The organism is Paraburkholderia sp. CNPSo 3274, from assembly GCF_024206475.1.
Lineage (GTDB): Bacteria > Pseudomonadota > Gammaproteobacteria > Burkholderiales > Burkholderiaceae > Paraburkholderia.
Genome location: NZ_JAMBPR010000128.1, coordinates 1 through 14,342, shown reverse-complemented (window position 1 = coordinate 14,342; position 14,342 = coordinate 1). Strand labels below are relative to the sequence as shown.

The following is a 14,342-nucleotide window of genomic DNA, read 5'->3' as shown; positions in this document are numbered from 1 at the left end:
GGCGGGGGAGAATTGCGCGCCGGAAGGCGTGCATGTGGCCCAGGTAACGAAAAAGCCCGCAAAAAGCGGGCTTTTTCTCATTCAGGTGCGGCAGTGCGATCAATGCGCCCCAATCACATTCACCACCTTCACGTTGCGCGTATCCGGCACCTCGGCATACGAAAGCACCTTGAGCTGCGGCAGGCTGCGGCGCAGGAAGCGCGACAGCATGGGCCGCAGCGCATGCTGCACGAGCATCACCGGCGCGAGACCCAGCGCCTGCTGACGCCCCATCGCCTGCTCGGTCTGCGTGAGCAGCGTATGCGCGAGACCCGGTTCGAGGCCGGGGTTCGGGCCCGAGGTGAGCGTCTGCGAAAGCACGCGCTCGAGATTCGCGTCGAGGCCCATCACCTGCATGTCCGCGTTGCCGGGGAACCATTGCTGCGTGATCGCGCGGCCGAGCGCGATGCGCACCGCCGCGGTCAGATCGTGTGCGTCGGTGATGCGCGGCGTGTGCTCCGCGAGCGATTCCATGATCGTGCGCATGTCGCGGATCGGCACGCCTTCTTCCAGCAGGTTCTGCAGCACCTTCTGCAGCGTCGTGACCGGCAGCACCTTCGGCACGAGGTCGTCCACGAGCGAAGGCGTGTCCTTCTGCACGCGCTCGAGCAGCGCCTGCACTTCGCGGCGCCCGAGCAGCTCGGCCGCGTGCATGACGACGAGGTGATTCAGGTGCGTTGCCACCACCGTGCTCGAATCGACCACCGTGTAGCCGAACACCTGCGCCTGCTCGCGCACGTTCGAGTCGATCCACACGGCGGGCAGGCCGAACGCCGGGTCCGTGGTCGGCGTGCCGGGCAGCACCGCGCTCACCTGACCCGGGTTGATCGCGAGCCACTGGCCTGGGTAGGCCTCGCCGGTGCCCACCTCCACGCCCTTCAACGCAATACGGTAGGCGTTCGGGCGCAGCTCCAGGTTGTCGCGAATATGGATGACCGGCGGCAAGAAGCCGATTTCCTGCGCGAACTTCTTGCGGATGCTCTTGATGCGCTTGAGCAGCTCGCCGTCGGTGTTCTTGTCGACGAGCGGAATGATGCGGTAGCCCACTTCGAGGCCGAGCGTGTCGATGAGCGCCACGTCGTCCCAGGTCGCCTCGGTGTTTTCGACGGGCGCGAGCGCGGCGGGCGATGCGTCGTCGATCACGGCGCTCGCCTTCTTCGCCTCGGCGTTCTTCTTCAACGTGCGGCCAAGCTGGATCGAGCCGCCGCCGAGCAGCAGAAACGCAAAGTGCGGCATGCCCGGAATCACGCCCATCATGACGATGATCGTGCCCGTGATCATGAGCACGCGCGGGTTCGTGAAGAGCTGGCCGGTCAGCTGCGTGCCGATGTCTTCGTTGGTCGCCACGCGCGAGACGATCACGCCGGCCGCCGTCGAGATGACGAGCGACGGAATCTGCGCGACGAGGCCGTCGCCGATGGTGAGCAGCGTGTAGGTCTCACCCGCCGAGGCGAGCGGCATGCCGTGCTGCACGACGCCCACGATCAGGCCGCCCACGATGTTGATCACCATGATCAGCAGGCCGGCGATGGCGTCGCCGCGCACGAACTTGCTCGCACCGTCCATCGAGCCGTAGAACTCGGCTTCCTGGGCAATCTCGGTGCGGCGCTTGCGGGCCGCGTCTTCGTTGATGAGGCCCGCGTTCAGGTCGGCGTCGATCGCCATTTGCTTGCCGGGCATCGCGTCGAGCGTGAAGCGCGCGGAGACTTCGGCGATACGGCCCGCGCCCTTCGTGATCACCATGAAGTTGATGACCATGAGGATCACGAACACCACGATACCCACGGCGAAGTTGCCGCCCACGAGGAAGTGGCCAAACGACTCGATCACCTGGCCCGCGGCGCCCGGGCCGGTATGGCCTTCGAGCAGCACGATACGCGTGGAGGCCACGTTCAGCGAGAGCCGCAAGAGCGTCGAGAACAGCAGCACGCTCGGGAACGCCGCGAAGTCGAGCGGCTTCATGGTGTACATGCTGACGAGCAGCACCATCACCGATAGCGCGATGTTGAAGGTGAACAGCAGATCCAGCAGGAACGGCGGCAACGGCAGGATCATCATGCCGAGGATCATGCAGATCAGGATCGGTCCCGCCAGCGCGCGCAGATTCGTGCTTTGCAGCATCTCCGGGCGCCGCGCGAGGAAACCGGTGCGGGCGTTCATTCTGTTGCTCCTTCAGTGCCGTCGCGCGCCGGATTTTTATCGGCGCGGCCGGCGGCGTTCGATGCGTTGTATGCGTTCGCCGCGTTCGCTGCGTTCGTGGAATTTGCCGCGTTCGCACGACTAGCGGCCTCAGCAGCCGTGTGCTCTTCGGGCGTGAGGGCTTCGTCGGCTTCGCTGGCTTCGTCTTCGTCGCTCATCGCGCCCTTGTCCAATTCGGGTGGCACGTCGAGGTCGGTCGGCTCCATCGGCACGTCGCCGCCATGTTCGCGAAAGCGCTTGAGCTGATAGACCCACGCGAGCACCTGCGCGACCGCGCCGTAGAGCGGTCCCGGAATTTCGCGGTTGAGGTCGACGTTGTAATAGAGCGCGCGGGCGAGCGGCGGCGCTTCGAGCAGCGGCACGTTGTTCTCGGCCGCGATCTCGCGGATGCGCGCGGCCACGAGGTTCACGCCCTTCGCGACGACTTTCGGCGCACGCATCTCGCCATCGGCGTACTTGAGCGCGACGGCGAAGTGCGTCGGGTTGGTCACGACCACGTCGGCCTTGGGCACCTGGGTCATCATGCGGCGGCGGGCGGCGGCGCGCTGCTGCTGGCGAATGCGCCCCTTCACGTGCGGGTCGCCCTCGTTTTCGCGGTGCTCGCGCTTCACCTCTTCCTTGGTCATGCGCAGCCGGCGGTGATATGAAAAGACCTGGTAAGGCGCGTCAATTGCTGCGACGAAGAACATGCCCGCGACCGTTATGCCGCAGCACACCGCGATCAGATGCATCCCGTCGGCGAAAGCGCTCGGGGCGGGCTGCATCGCGAGCCCGAGGATTTCGTCGCGATGGTTCCACAGCGCTGAGCCGCCGATCAGCCCGACCACGGCCGTCTTCAACGCCGACATGCCGAGCTGGATCAACCCATTCACGGAAAAGAGGCGACCGATACCTGTGATTGGGTTCAGACGTTCGAATTTCGGCTCGAGCAGCTTCGCCGAGATCAGCCAGCCGCCAAGCGCCATGGGCGCGACGAGCGCCGCTACGCCCGTGAGCGCGAGCACCGGTATGACCGCGAGGAACCCCTCGCGCGCGGAAAGTCCCGCGCCGATCAGCATGCGCCGCGTCTCGAACGCGTCGGCATGGCCGAACGTGAACGCCGAGCGCAACATGGCCTGCAGATGCGCGCCGATCGTCCCCGAAAGCATCCACGAGCCAAAGAAGCCCGCCGAGAGCAACGCGAACGTGGAAAGCTCCCGGGAACGCGGAACCTGCCCCTCCTCCCGCGCCTTTTCGAGGCGCTTGGGAGTGGCGGATTCGGTTTTATCGAGGTCGCTGTCCTCAGCCACGCATGCTCCGGTCGCGGGCACGCGCCGCTCGTCGCGGCTGCGCGGCTGGCGCGCGCCCTTTTTCAGTGACAGCGATTATTGCCGCGGGTGGCAAGTACCGATTGACGGAGTAGGGAGGGGAAATCAGGGTATTTCGGCCGATGGGAACGGGGCGGCATCATCGGCGAGCGCCCGCGAGCGCGACGCGCGCATGCGCTCGCGGCGCCGCAAACCGTACGGCAAACGCACCCGGAGCGCCCGCAATCTCAGAACGCGACGTACGGCGCCTTGCCCCCGGACGCGGTCATGTCCATGCCGTAGTACACGTAGCGGCCATAGAAGAACGACAACCCCAGGTCGAGGTCCGCCGACGACCCGAACTGCCCTGCGAGGTTGTTGGCCGCATAGTTCGCGCCGCTGCCGAGCAATGCGTTCCCGTTCGCGACATTGAAGGTTGCCGTGCCCGTCGTTGCGCCATTGTTGGAAACGAGCGCCGCGCTGAAGGACTGCGTCGACGTTGGGCAGTAGAACGTGCCGAGATTGCCGCCGCACTGCGGCAGGCCGCTGTCGACGAAGAAGATCGCGTTCGAACCCGAGTCGAGGAAGGTCTGGAGCGTGTGCCCGTTGAACGTGGAGCTGAGCCTGCCCCAGGAGTCCGTGTTGAAGCTTTGCGAGGCGTTCATCGCGTTGTTCGACTGCGTGCCGATGCCGAACACGAGCGTGCCGGTCGCGCTGGGCGCGCCGCCATCCGACACGGGCGCCATCTCCAGGATCACGCCGTTGCTGTCCGTACCGAATTTGGGCACGGGGTTGGCCACCAGCTGTGTTTGCGTGACCGTTGCGGCGACGCAGTTCGTGTTGCCGGGACAGGAGTAGTAAGTGCCGATGTTGTCATAAGGCGCGACGCCGATTCCGAGAATGCCGTTCGCGCCCAGGTCCTGCACCGTGTTCTGCGCGTTGCCAAAGCCCGCGCACGCCGACGGCACCGTGTTCGAACCCAGGTCGCCGATCACCTGGATCGGAATACTGGATGCCGTCTCGCCGCCGATCTTGACGTCGGCAGGACGCACGGTGCCCCACGTGTAACCGTCGGCGAAGGCCGTGCATTCGGCGAGCGTGCCGCCGTTGGCCGTGGCGGTGGGCAGCGAGCCCAGCAGGTTCGGCAGCGCCGACGCGAGCAGGCGCAGGCCGAACGACGCCGTATCCACCTGAACGTTGTTGACGGTCTCGCAGGTACTCGTGCCGGCCACGCAGATCGTCACGCTGACGGTGGGAATGTTGGGCAGCGTGCCGGTCAATCCGCTGTTCACGACCACGCCCACGGTGTTCGCGGCGGTAGCCGCAGTGGGCTGCTGCGTGGGACTGGAAACCGCTGAGCTGCCGCCGCCACTGCTGCCGCTCGAGCTGCTGCCACTACTGCTACCGCTGCTGCCGCCCCCGCCTCCGCAGGCGGCGACGAGCGAAACCAGGGCAACGAGCGCGGCGCCCGAAAGGAACCGGAAAGGGCGCAGCCAAAAGCTGCGCGAATGGCGTGAAGTCAGCACTGAAGTCAGCACGTTTGGCCTCCGCTCGTCACTGGATATCGGAGGCGCTGACGCCCGCAGGCAGCGCCTGCGGCAGCCATGCCTGCCCGGAGAAGGCGCCCATGTGGCCGCCCGAATGCACGAAGACGTTCGAGTTTTCGACCACACCCGGCCCGCGCACGAGACCGGCGGCGTGGCTCGCCTTCACGCCGGCCGTGTATTGGGGAAAGTAGCTGCCCAGCAGCGTGGCGAGATTGGGCATCTGCGGGCCGTCCCAGGCCACGCCGAATACGGTGCCGGCCTGCGTGAGGTACTCGCGCACGACGGTGCCGTTGGCGAGCGTGGTCTGCTGAACGGTGTAGGCGGGAGTCGTGGAAGCGCCGGAAGCCGTGCCTTGCACGGCTGCGCGCGCGACGGCCGAGGCGTTGCCGGCCGCGGCTGCCGCCGAAGCGGCGCTCAGGGTGCTGACGCTCGCGCCCGCCGGCGTGGGCATGGGCGCGCCGCCGAGCGCGGCGTGAGCCGCGGGCGCAGCGAGCAGCGCGCAAAGCAGTGAACCAAGGAGCACCGCGCCGGGTGCGCAGCCGGATGCGGCGCGGCGTGCAAACGAGCGCGCCGCCTTGCCACAGAACGATGGGTATGGATACAAGGCGTCCCCTCCCTCTTGCGATGGCGCGTTGCACCATACGCTGTCGGGGCCGCGCAGGAACGTCGCGGCGGGACGCAGCAGGACGGGCAACGGCTGGCTATGCTTCGTTGCACCACCGCAACACTTGCCGCGGCAGGGCACGAAGGCATGAGCACTAGTATGCCCGCCTTGGACTACATGCGGCAGCTAACCGACGGTTAGCTGCGCGCTCCGGGTCTGCCCGACCGGATCTGCCCGACCGGATCTACCCGACCGGATCTACCCGACCGGATCTACCCGACCGGATCTACCCGACCGGATCAGAACCCGAGACTTGCGAGCAGATCGTCAACCTGCGCCTGATCCTGCACGACGTCGGTCTTGCCTTCCGGATTGATCTGCGGGCCGTTGAGCAGACCTTCGGGGCTGCCCGTGCTGCTCTGGGTCTCCGCGAGCGCCGCCGCCGTTGCCGCGAACTGCTCACGCCGCTCCGGCGCGATGTTCTCGACCAGCACGGTGAGCAACTGCTGCTCGATCAGATAGACCACGTCCATGATCTTCTTGATCACCTGGCCCGTCAGGTCCTGGAAGTCCTGAGCGAGCATGATCTCGAGCAGCTGCTGGTTGGTCGCCGCGGTGGCTTGCGGCACGCCATCCACAAAGGCGCGCGTGTCGTCCATCAGCTGGCGCACTTCCTCGCGGCCGATCGGCGCGTCGTACCACGTCGCCCAGCGGCTCGTCAGTTCCTTCGCGTCGCGCTCGAGCGTTTCCTGCAGCGGCTTGGCGATGTCGATCGCCGTCAGCACGCGCTCGGCGGCCTGCTCGGTCATGTTCGCGACATAGCGCAGCCGGTCGCGCGCGTCGGGCACCGCCTCGGCGGCGCGCTCCACATGCTTGTCGAGGCCGAGTTCGCGCATCGAGTCGCGCAGGCTGCGCGTCAGATGGCCGATACGGGCGAGGATGCGGTCCGTCGCCAGCTCGCCGGCCTCGCCCGCAGCAGGCGGCGCGAAGTCGAACTCGGGAGGCTGCGGGAGCGGCTCGACGCCCTCGCCTTCCGGCCACTCACCGCCATGAGCGCCGGACTGCTCACTGATGGGCTCGTTCACGTCAGCTCCCCGTCTTGGCCATCTTCTCGAGAATCTTGTTGAGCTTCTCGTCGAGCGTGGCAGCCGTGAACGGCTTCACCACATAGCCGCTCGCGCCAGCCTGCGCCGCCGCGATGATGTTTTCCTTCTTCGACTCCGCCGTCACCATCAGCACCGGCAGATGCGTCAGATTCGCGTCGGCGCGGATCTCCTTGAGCATGGCGAGACCGTCGAGGTTCGGCATGTTCCAGTCGGAGATCACGAACTCGTAGTTGCCGCCGCGCAGGCGCGCGAGGCCCGCTGCGCCGTCTTCGGCTTCGTCGACGTTCGAGTAGCCCAGTTCCTTGAGCAGGTTGCGGACAATCCGGCGCATCGTCGGAAAATCGTCCACCACCAGAATCTTCATTCCCTTATCCATCACGTTCCATTCCTCCAGGCGAAAACCCGGGCAATTATCCAGAGAAGCGCACTGCCTATCCAGATAAATTAATCGCGAGCGATCGTGTAAGCGTTTGCGGCCAACATGATCTCTCGATATTGGTTGTTCATCAGACGCGCTGGACCCGGTCGCCCATCGAGGCGAGGCGGGTCATCACGCGCCGGCTCATGTCTGCAAGCGAGGCGATTTCATCGGCGCCGCCCATTGCAATGGCTTCGCGCGGCATGCCAAACACGATGCAGCTCGCCTCGTCCTGCGCGAGCGTGTAAGCACCGGCCTGGCGCATTTCGAGCAGCCCGGCCGCACCGTCGCGGCCCATGCCCGTGAGAATCACGCCGATGGCGTTCTTGCCCGCGTGCAGCGCCGCCGAGCGAAACAGCACATCGACCGACGGACGGTGCCGGTTGACCGGCGGGTCGTCGGACAGATGCGCGATGTAGTTCGCCCCGCTGCGTGCGAGCAAGAGGTGTGCGTGGCCCGGCGCGATGTAGGCGTGGCCGGGCAGCACACGTTCGCCGTGCTCCGCTTCCTTGACGGTGATGCGGCACAGCCCGTTCAGGCGCTGTGCGAACGACTTCGTGAAACCAGGCGGCATGTGCTGCGCGATCAGCACCGCGGGCGCGTCGGGCGGCAGTGGCTGCAGCACTTCGCGGATCGCCTCCGTGCCGCCCGTCGACGCACCGACGATCACGAGCTTCTCGGTCGAGACGAGCGGGTTGTTGATCATCGGCGCCGGGCTCGCGGCGTGCGCAGCGGCGTGGCCATGCGCGTGCGCGCCCGCTGGTGCAGCGGCGGGAGCATGGTGCGCACGCACGCGGGCGCGCGCGGCAGCGCGCACCTTGTCGGCGAGCTTTTCCGAGTATTCGAGCATGCCGTCGCGAATGCCGACCTTCGGCTTCGTCACGAAGTCGACGGCGCCCAGTTCCAGCGCACGCAGCGTGATTTCGTTGCCGCGCTCGGTGAGCGACGACACCATCACGACCGGCATGGGCCGCAGGCGCATCAACTTCTCGAGGAAGTCGAGGCCGTCCATGCGCGGCATTTCCACGTCGAGCGTGAGCACGTCGGGGTTGTGCTGCTTGATCAGATCGCGCGCGACGAGCGGATCCGGCGCGGTGGCGACGACCGTCATATCGGGCTGACTGTTGATGATTTCCGTCATCAAACTGCGGATCAGCGCCGAATCGTCGACGCAGAGAACCTTGATTTTTTGCACAGCGTTCACGCCTCCTCTACTGTCCTGGCGTTGTCTTGACCGGATGCGCGCAGCGCGGACGACACGCTCGAGCCGAACAGCTCGATGCGAGGCCGCGCGCTCTGCGGCTGGGATTGAGAAATCTGGGTCGCATGGGCTGCCGCGTTTGCTGCCGCATTTACTGCCGCATTTGCCGCCGCGTTTGCCACATGACCCGGCGCAGTGGCGCCCGGGCCCGCACGCCCGGCGCTGCCGACGCCGAACAGCTCGACGCGCGCACGCGCACGCGCGAGCCGTTCGGCGCGCGCTTCGGCGGTTTGCGCGGCGAGCTGCTGCTCGCGCTCGGCCACGCTCGTCTCCTGCGAGAGGCGCAGCTTCTTCACCATCACCTGGCCCGTGCGCGGCAAGAATGCCACCTTGCGCGGATGCGAGCCTTGCAGGTCCTCGGCCACGATGCGGATGTTCTCGGTCGCGAGATAGCGGCGCACGAACGCGGCGTTGCGATCGCCAATGTTCATCGTCGTCATGCCCGCGAGCACCGCCGCGCCGCCGAACACCTTGGCCTCGAAGCGCTCACGCCGGCCACCCGCCTTGATCAGCTCGTTGATGAGCACTTCCATCGCGTAGGCGCCGTAGCGCATCGCGTCGGAAGCGCCAGTGAGCGCGTGGGCGGAGTCCGCGCCGTCGTCGGGGAGCATGAAGTGATTCATGCCGCCAATGCCGGCGGTGCGGTCCTGAATGCAGGCCGCCACGCACGAGCCGAGCACGGTGACGAGCACCATGTCCTCGGCCGTCGTGTAGAACTCGTTGGGCAGCAGCTTCACGCCGGGGCGCTGGAAATGCGCGTCGAAATAGCGGTTCGACGCAATCGGGAGGCGGGCGCTCATGCGGGCACTCCGACCGCGTCGTTCGCGCGGCGCGGCGCGGCATTGGCCGCGGCGCCGCGCGTGAGTTCGTACACCGTCTGGCCGCGCAGACGGAACGCCTGCGTGACATAGGTGAAATTCTCCGAGTGGCCCGCGAACAGCAGGCCGTCCGGCTTCATGAGCGGCTCGAAACGCGTGAGGACCTGTGCCTGGGTCGGCTTGTCGAAATAGATCATCACGTTGCGGCAGAAGATCGCGTCGAACGTCGTGCGCAAGCCGTAGTCCGCGTCGGTGAGGTTGAGCTGTTCGAACTTGATCATCGCGCGCAGCTCCGGGCGCACTTTCACGAGTCCCGAGTGCGAGCCGGTGCCCTTGAAGAAGAAGCGCTTCAGACGCTCCGGCGACAGATGCTTCACCTGGTCGAACGCGTAGACGCCCGCGTCGGCCTTGGCGAGCACCTGGGTGTCGAGGTCGGTGGCGAGCACGCGCGCCTCGCGCGCGGCGCGGTCTCCAAGCGCTTCGACGAGCGTCATCGCAATCGAGTACGGCTCTTCGCCCGTGGAAGCCGCCGAACACCACACCGAAACCGGCTGGGAACCCGGCGAACCGCGACGCTTCGCGAAATCCGCGAGGATCGGGAAGTGATGCGCCTCGCGGAAAAACGCCGTGAGGTTCGTGGTGAGCGCGTTCGTGAATGCTTCCCACTCGTTCGCGTCGTTGCGCGCTTCGAGCTGGTCGAGGTACTCGCGAAAACTGTCGAGCCCGAGCGTGCGCAGGCGCCGCGCGAGACGGCTGTACGCCATGTCGCGCTTGTGGTCCGAGAGCGAGATGCCCGCGCGGCGGTGAATGAGCGCACGAATGCGCTCGAAGTCCGCCGAGGTGAAATCGAAATCGCGGTTGCTCTCGACGCCCGAACCGCCCGGCTCGCCGGCGTCGTGGCGCGAATTTCGCAGCGCTTTCATGCTGATGCTCCTTCGCATTGCGCGCCGCCCACTGCATGGGATACCGCGGCGCAGGACTGCTGCGCGCCGCGTCTGCCCGGTTGCAATGCGTGCGGCGCATGGGCGGCCTGCGCAGCGCGCGCGGGCTCTCGGGCCCGGCGCGGCAGGTCTTGCCGTTGTGTAGCGCTCATGTGCATTGCAGTTGCTCGTCGTGTTCAGTGCTTCACTACTTTTCTATGCCGCGTTCGATCAGAACGTTTCCCAGTCCGAATCGTCCGAAGCGGATGCCGCCGTGCTCACGTGCGTCTCGGCGCGCGCAGGCGCGGCAGGCCTCGCTGCCGGTTTTGCCGCAGCCTTGCTTGCCGACTGCGCTGCCGGTTGCGCCGCGGGCTTGGCCGTTGGCTTCGCGGTGTCCGCCGATGCCGCCGCAGTTGCGACCGACGTTGCCGCCACCGCGGCCTTCTTCCCCGCCGAAGCCGGCGATGGCGTCGTGCGTTTCGCGGCAACCGGCGCGGCCGGCGTCACGCGAGCCGGACTTGCACCCACGCTGCGCGCCGGCGCGCCGCCCGTCGTCCACGTGCCGAGCACGTTCTGCAGCTGGCGCGTCTGCTCTTCGAGCGACGCCGCCGCAGCGGCTGCCTGTTCCACCAGCGCGGCGTTCTGCTGCGTGACGGTGTCCATCTGTGTGACGGCGCGGTTGACCTGCTCGATGCCGCCCGACTGCTCCTCGGACGCCGCGCTGATCTCACCCATGATGTCGGTCACGCGACGCACGGCCTGAAGGATTTCTTCCATCGTCGTGCCTGCGCGGCCCACGAGCTGCGAGCCGCTTTGCACTTTCTCGGCCGAGTCGTTGATGAGTTCCTTGATTTCCTTCGCCGCGCTGGCGCTGCGCTGCGCGAGGCTGCGCACTTCGCCGGCCACCACCGCGAAGCCGCGGCCCTGCTCGCCCGCGCGCGCCGCTTCCACGGCCGCGTTGAGCGCGAGAATGTTGGTCTGGAACGCAATGCCTTCGATCACGCTGATGATGTCCACGACCTTCGCCGAACTCACCGCAATGCCCTGCATCGTGTTCACGACTTCACCCACCACCTCGCCGCCGCGCGTCGCGATGTCGGAGGCGTTGACGGCCAGCTGGCTCGCCTGGCGCGCGTTCTCGGCGTTCTGGCGCACGGTGCCGGTGAGCTGCTCCATGCTCGACGCCGTTTCCTGCAGCGATGCGGCCTGCTGCTCGGTACGCTGCGAGAGATCGGTGTTGCCCATGGCGATCTCGCGCGCGCCCACGTCGATCGAGCTTGCGCCCGTATGCACCGCGCTCACCAGCGTGACGAGGCTTTCCTGCATGCGCTTGACGCCGCTGAACAGACGCCCGATCTCGTTGTCGCTGTAGACCGTGACCGGCTGCGAGAGATCGCCCTGGGCGATGCGCTCGAAGCACGACACGGCGTCCTCGAGCGGCTGCACGATGAGGCCGCGCATGGCGAAGCGGATCGCCACCACGAGCACGAGCGCCACGGCGATCACCGCACCAATCGCGATGCGCATGACGGCGATCTTGTCGTGCGCGCCAGCCTCGCGAGCCTGTGCGCTGTCTTCCAGGGCCTGCGCGAGCGGCCCGGCGACGTTGTCGTAGTCGACGAACATCGGACTGATCTTCGTGTCGGCGATGGCGTGATAGGCCGGTTGATCGTTTGCGCGCAAGGCCGCGAATTCGGGCTGCACGCCGTCTTGCATGAGCGTGGCGCGCTTTGCCGCGAGCGCGTCGAGCGTGGCGGCGTCGAGCCCGCTCTTCGGCGCGTTCTGGAAGGCCTGCCAGGCTTCGTTGGATTTGCCGAGCAGTTCCTGGGCGCGATCGATCACCTTCTTCGCATCGTCGGCCTGGCCTGCTGCCGTGAGCGCGCTGGCGCGGTCGATCGCGACGCGCGTGCGCAGCAGATACGACGACGCGTCGTTCAGCGCATGCATCGCCACGAGATCGCCTCGCACGATCTCAGTGAACGCGTCGCTCGCACGCCCGAGCGCGACGAGCCCGAGTGCGCCGACCAGCACCGTCAGCGCAACCAGAATGACCCCGACGCCCGTGAGCGTCGTGCGGATCGACCATCTTTGCAGCATCTCGTTTGCTCCTGTCCTGTACGAATCGGGGCGGGCTATGCGGCTGAGTGCGGCCGGCAAGGTGTGGCGACGCCCAGGACCCTGCACGAAACGCGCGCAACGACGAGGGCGGCTTGCCGCTCTTTGGCGGCGGCTTATCCGCTCTCTCTCACGCTGGCCTCGCGGCCCCCCGGTTTTACTCTCGGCGCGTTAGACCAGCGCCTCGATCAGCGCCATTTCGCGGCTCGTCATCAGTTTTTCGATGTCCATCAGGATCAGCATGCGGCCTTCCACGGTGCCGAGGCCCGTGAGGTACTCGGTCGTGAGCGTCGCGCCGAATTCGGGCGCGGGCATGATCTGCTCCATCTGCAGCGTGAGCACGTCCGAGACGCCGTCCACCACCATGCCGACCACGCGATGCGCGACGTTCAGGATGATGACGACCGTCTGGTGGTCGTACTCGACGCGCCCCAGATGGAACTTGATGCGCATGTCGACGATCGGCACGATGATGCCGCGCAGGTTGATCACACCCTTGATGAAATCGGGCGCGTTTGCGATGCGCGTCACGCTGTCGTAGCCGCGGATTTCCTGCACCTTCAGGATGTCGATGCCGTACTCTTCCGCGCCGAGGGTGAAGACGAGGAATTCCTGGCCGCCTGCGTCGGCCTGCAGCGCGTCGCGGCGTTGCGCGCCGGCAACCGCGCCATGTGCGCCGTTGCCTTGAATCGATTGGACTTCTGCCACGTTAGCCCCTGAACGGTTGGGAGATGATTGGTTGAGTGCGTCCGGACTTCATCACGATCACGCGAATTCGGCGAACGCACCCGAATTTGCGCTGGCGCTCACGCCGTGTGTGGCGCGCGTCTCGCGATTGAGCGCGGCCACGTCGACGATCAGCGCGACGCTGCCGTCGCCGAGAATGGTCGCCGCCGAAATGCCGTGCACCTTGCGGTAGTTCGTTTCGAGGTTCTTCACCACGACTTGCTGCTGGCCGACCAGCTCATCGATCAGCATGGCGAAGCGACGGCCCTCGGTTTCCATGATCGTGACGATGCCCTGCGTCGGGTCCGTGCGCGCGCCTTCCACGTTGAATGCGCTATGGAGCGCGACGAGCGGCAGGTATTCGCCGCGCACGCGCACCACGCGGTCGCCGTTGGTGACCGTGTAGATGTCTTCGTGGCGCGGCTGCAGGGACTCCATCACGAAGTTCAGCGGCAGGATGAAGATCTCGCTGCCCACCTTCACCGACATGCCGTCGAGTATCGCCAGCGTGAGCGGCAACACGATGCGCGTGGTGCTGCCCTTGCCCGCGTGCGAGGTGATTTCCACGTGGCCGCCCATCGCCTGGATATTGCGCTTGACCACGTCCATGCCCACGCCGCGGCCCGACACGTCGGTCACCTGCTCGGCGGTCGAGAAGCCCGGCAGGAAAATGAGGTTCCAGACCTCGTCGTCGGACATGCTGTCGCTCACCTGCATGCCCTGCTTGATCGCCTTGGCGAGAATCTTGTCGCGGCGCAGGCCCGCGCCGTCGTCGCTCACCTCGATCACGATATTGCCGCCGTGGTGCGCGGCGGAGAGCACGAGCTGGCCCGTGGCGTCCTTGCCCGCGGCGCGGCGCGCTTCCACCGTCTCGATGCCGTGGTCGAGCGAGTTGCGCACGAGGTGGGTGAGCGGGTCGATGATGCGCTCGATGAGGCTCTTGTCGAGTTCGGTCGCTTGACCGAAGGTGACAAGCTCGACTTCCTTCCCGAGCTTCGCCGCGAGATCGCGCACGAGGCGCGGGAAGCGGCTGAAGACGTAGTCCATCGGCATCATGCGGATCGACATCACCGCTTCCTGCAGGTCGCGCGCGTTGCGCTCGAGCTGCGCCATGCCGTTGTAGAGGCGGTCGTGCAGCGCCGGGTCGAACGTGCTGGTGGTTTCCGCCAGCATGGCCTGCGTAATGACCAGTTCGCCCACGAGGTTGATCAGCTGATCGACCTTTTCGACGCCCACGCGAATCGAGCTGCCTTCCGCCGAATTCGCGGCTGCGGCCGGACGCGCCTTGCGCTCGCCCTCGGCT

At 66.6% G+C, this 14,342-nt stretch carries 11 protein-coding genes and 1 pseudogene; all 12 read right to left on the bottom strand.

Features of this window, described 5'->3' with window-relative positions; translation table 11 throughout:
- Positions 1–99: 99 nt before the first annotated feature.
- Complete coding sequence (gene flhA, locus M3I54_RS41625; RefSeq protein ID WP_254345992.1) at positions 100–2,199, bottom strand: flagellar biosynthesis protein FlhA; 2,100 nt, start codon at positions 2,197–2,199, stop codon at positions 100–102.
- A gap of 149 nt (positions 2,200–2,348) precedes the next feature.
- Positions 2,349–3,527, bottom strand: a pseudogene (gene flhB / locus M3I54_RS41620) (flagellar biosynthesis protein FlhB); the annotation flags it as partial.
- A 245-nt stretch (positions 3,528–3,772) separates the two neighbouring features.
- Positions 3,773–5,017, bottom strand: a complete 1,245-nt coding sequence (locus M3I54_RS41615) for a DUF3443 domain-containing protein (RefSeq protein ID WP_254345999.1) — start codon at positions 5,015–5,017, stop codon at positions 3,773–3,775.
- Positions 5,018–5,078: 61 nt separating this feature from the next.
- Positions 5,079–5,594, bottom strand: coding sequence for a DUF2844 domain-containing protein (locus tag M3I54_RS41610; RefSeq protein WP_254345997.1), 516 nt, complete (start codon positions 5,592–5,594; stop codon positions 5,079–5,081).
- Between the two features lie 380 nt (positions 5,595–5,974).
- Positions 5,975–6,631 carry a protein phosphatase CheZ gene (cheZ, locus tag M3I54_RS41605; RefSeq protein ID WP_051481355.1) on the bottom strand — a complete coding sequence of 219 codons (657 nt, stop codon included), beginning with the start codon at positions 6,629–6,631 and terminating at the stop codon, positions 5,975–5,977.
- A gap of 130 nt (positions 6,632–6,761) precedes the next feature.
- Positions 6,762–7,157 carry a chemotaxis response regulator CheY gene (cheY, locus tag M3I54_RS41600; protein WP_028203354.1) on the bottom strand — a complete coding sequence of 132 codons (396 nt, stop codon included), beginning with the start codon at positions 7,155–7,157 and terminating at the stop codon, positions 6,762–6,764.
- 130 nt (positions 7,158–7,287) lie between these two features.
- Entirely contained in the window at positions 7,288–8,340 is a 1,053-nt protein-coding gene (locus tag M3I54_RS41595) for a chemotaxis response regulator protein-glutamate methylesterase (RefSeq protein WP_375542309.1), read from the bottom strand.
- A gap of 59 nt (positions 8,341–8,399) precedes the next feature.
- Positions 8,400–9,260: a chemoreceptor glutamine deamidase CheD gene (gene cheD, locus M3I54_RS41590; protein ID WP_254345990.1), complete on the bottom strand. Its 861-nt coding sequence runs from the start codon at positions 9,258–9,260 to the stop codon at positions 8,400–8,402.
- Positions 9,257–10,201: a CheR family methyltransferase gene (locus M3I54_RS41585; RefSeq protein ID WP_254345988.1), complete on the bottom strand. Its 945-nt coding sequence runs from the start codon at positions 10,199–10,201 to the stop codon at positions 9,257–9,259. Before M3I54_RS41585 ends, cheD begins: the two co-directional genes overlap by 4 nt.
- A 228-nt stretch (positions 10,202–10,429) precedes the next feature.
- On the bottom strand, positions 10,430–12,295 hold the full coding sequence (locus M3I54_RS41580) for a methyl-accepting chemotaxis protein (RefSeq protein ID WP_254345985.1): 1,866 nt from the start codon (positions 12,293–12,295) through the stop codon (positions 10,430–10,432).
- Between the two features lie 189 nt (positions 12,296–12,484).
- Entirely contained in the window at positions 12,485–13,021 is a 537-nt protein-coding gene (gene cheW, locus M3I54_RS41575) for a chemotaxis protein CheW (RefSeq protein ID WP_110387251.1), read from the bottom strand.
- Positions 13,022–13,078: 57 nt separating this feature from the next.
- The coding region (locus M3I54_RS41570; RefSeq protein ID WP_254345983.1) for a chemotaxis protein CheW at positions 13,079–14,342 on the bottom strand (1,264 nt) is incomplete at its 5' end.

What these genes read in the sequence shown, in the direction of transcription:
- M3I54_RS41595 (WP_375542309.1), bottom strand. Translation starts at nt 8,340, where the DNA reads ATGACGGAAATCATCAACAGTCAGCCCGATATGACGGTCGTCGCCACC.
- flhA (WP_254345992.1), bottom strand. Translation starts at nt 2,199, where the DNA reads ATGAACGCCCGCACCGGTTTCCTCGCGCGGCGCCCGGAGATGCTGCAA.
- cheY (WP_028203354.1), bottom strand. Translation starts at nt 7,157, where the DNA reads ATGGATAAGGGAATGAAGATTCTGGTGGTGGACGATTTTCCGACGATG.
- M3I54_RS41580 (WP_254345985.1), bottom strand. Translation starts at nt 12,295, where the DNA reads ATGCTGCAAAGATGGTCGATCCGCACGACGCTCACGGGCGTCGGGGTC.
- cheD (WP_254345990.1), bottom strand. Translation starts at nt 9,260, where the DNA reads ATGAGCGCCCGCCTCCCGATTGCGTCGAACCGCTATTTCGACGCGCAT.
- M3I54_RS41585 (WP_254345988.1), bottom strand. Translation starts at nt 10,201, where the DNA reads ATGAAAGCGCTGCGAAATTCGCGCCACGACGCCGGCGAGCCGGGCGGT.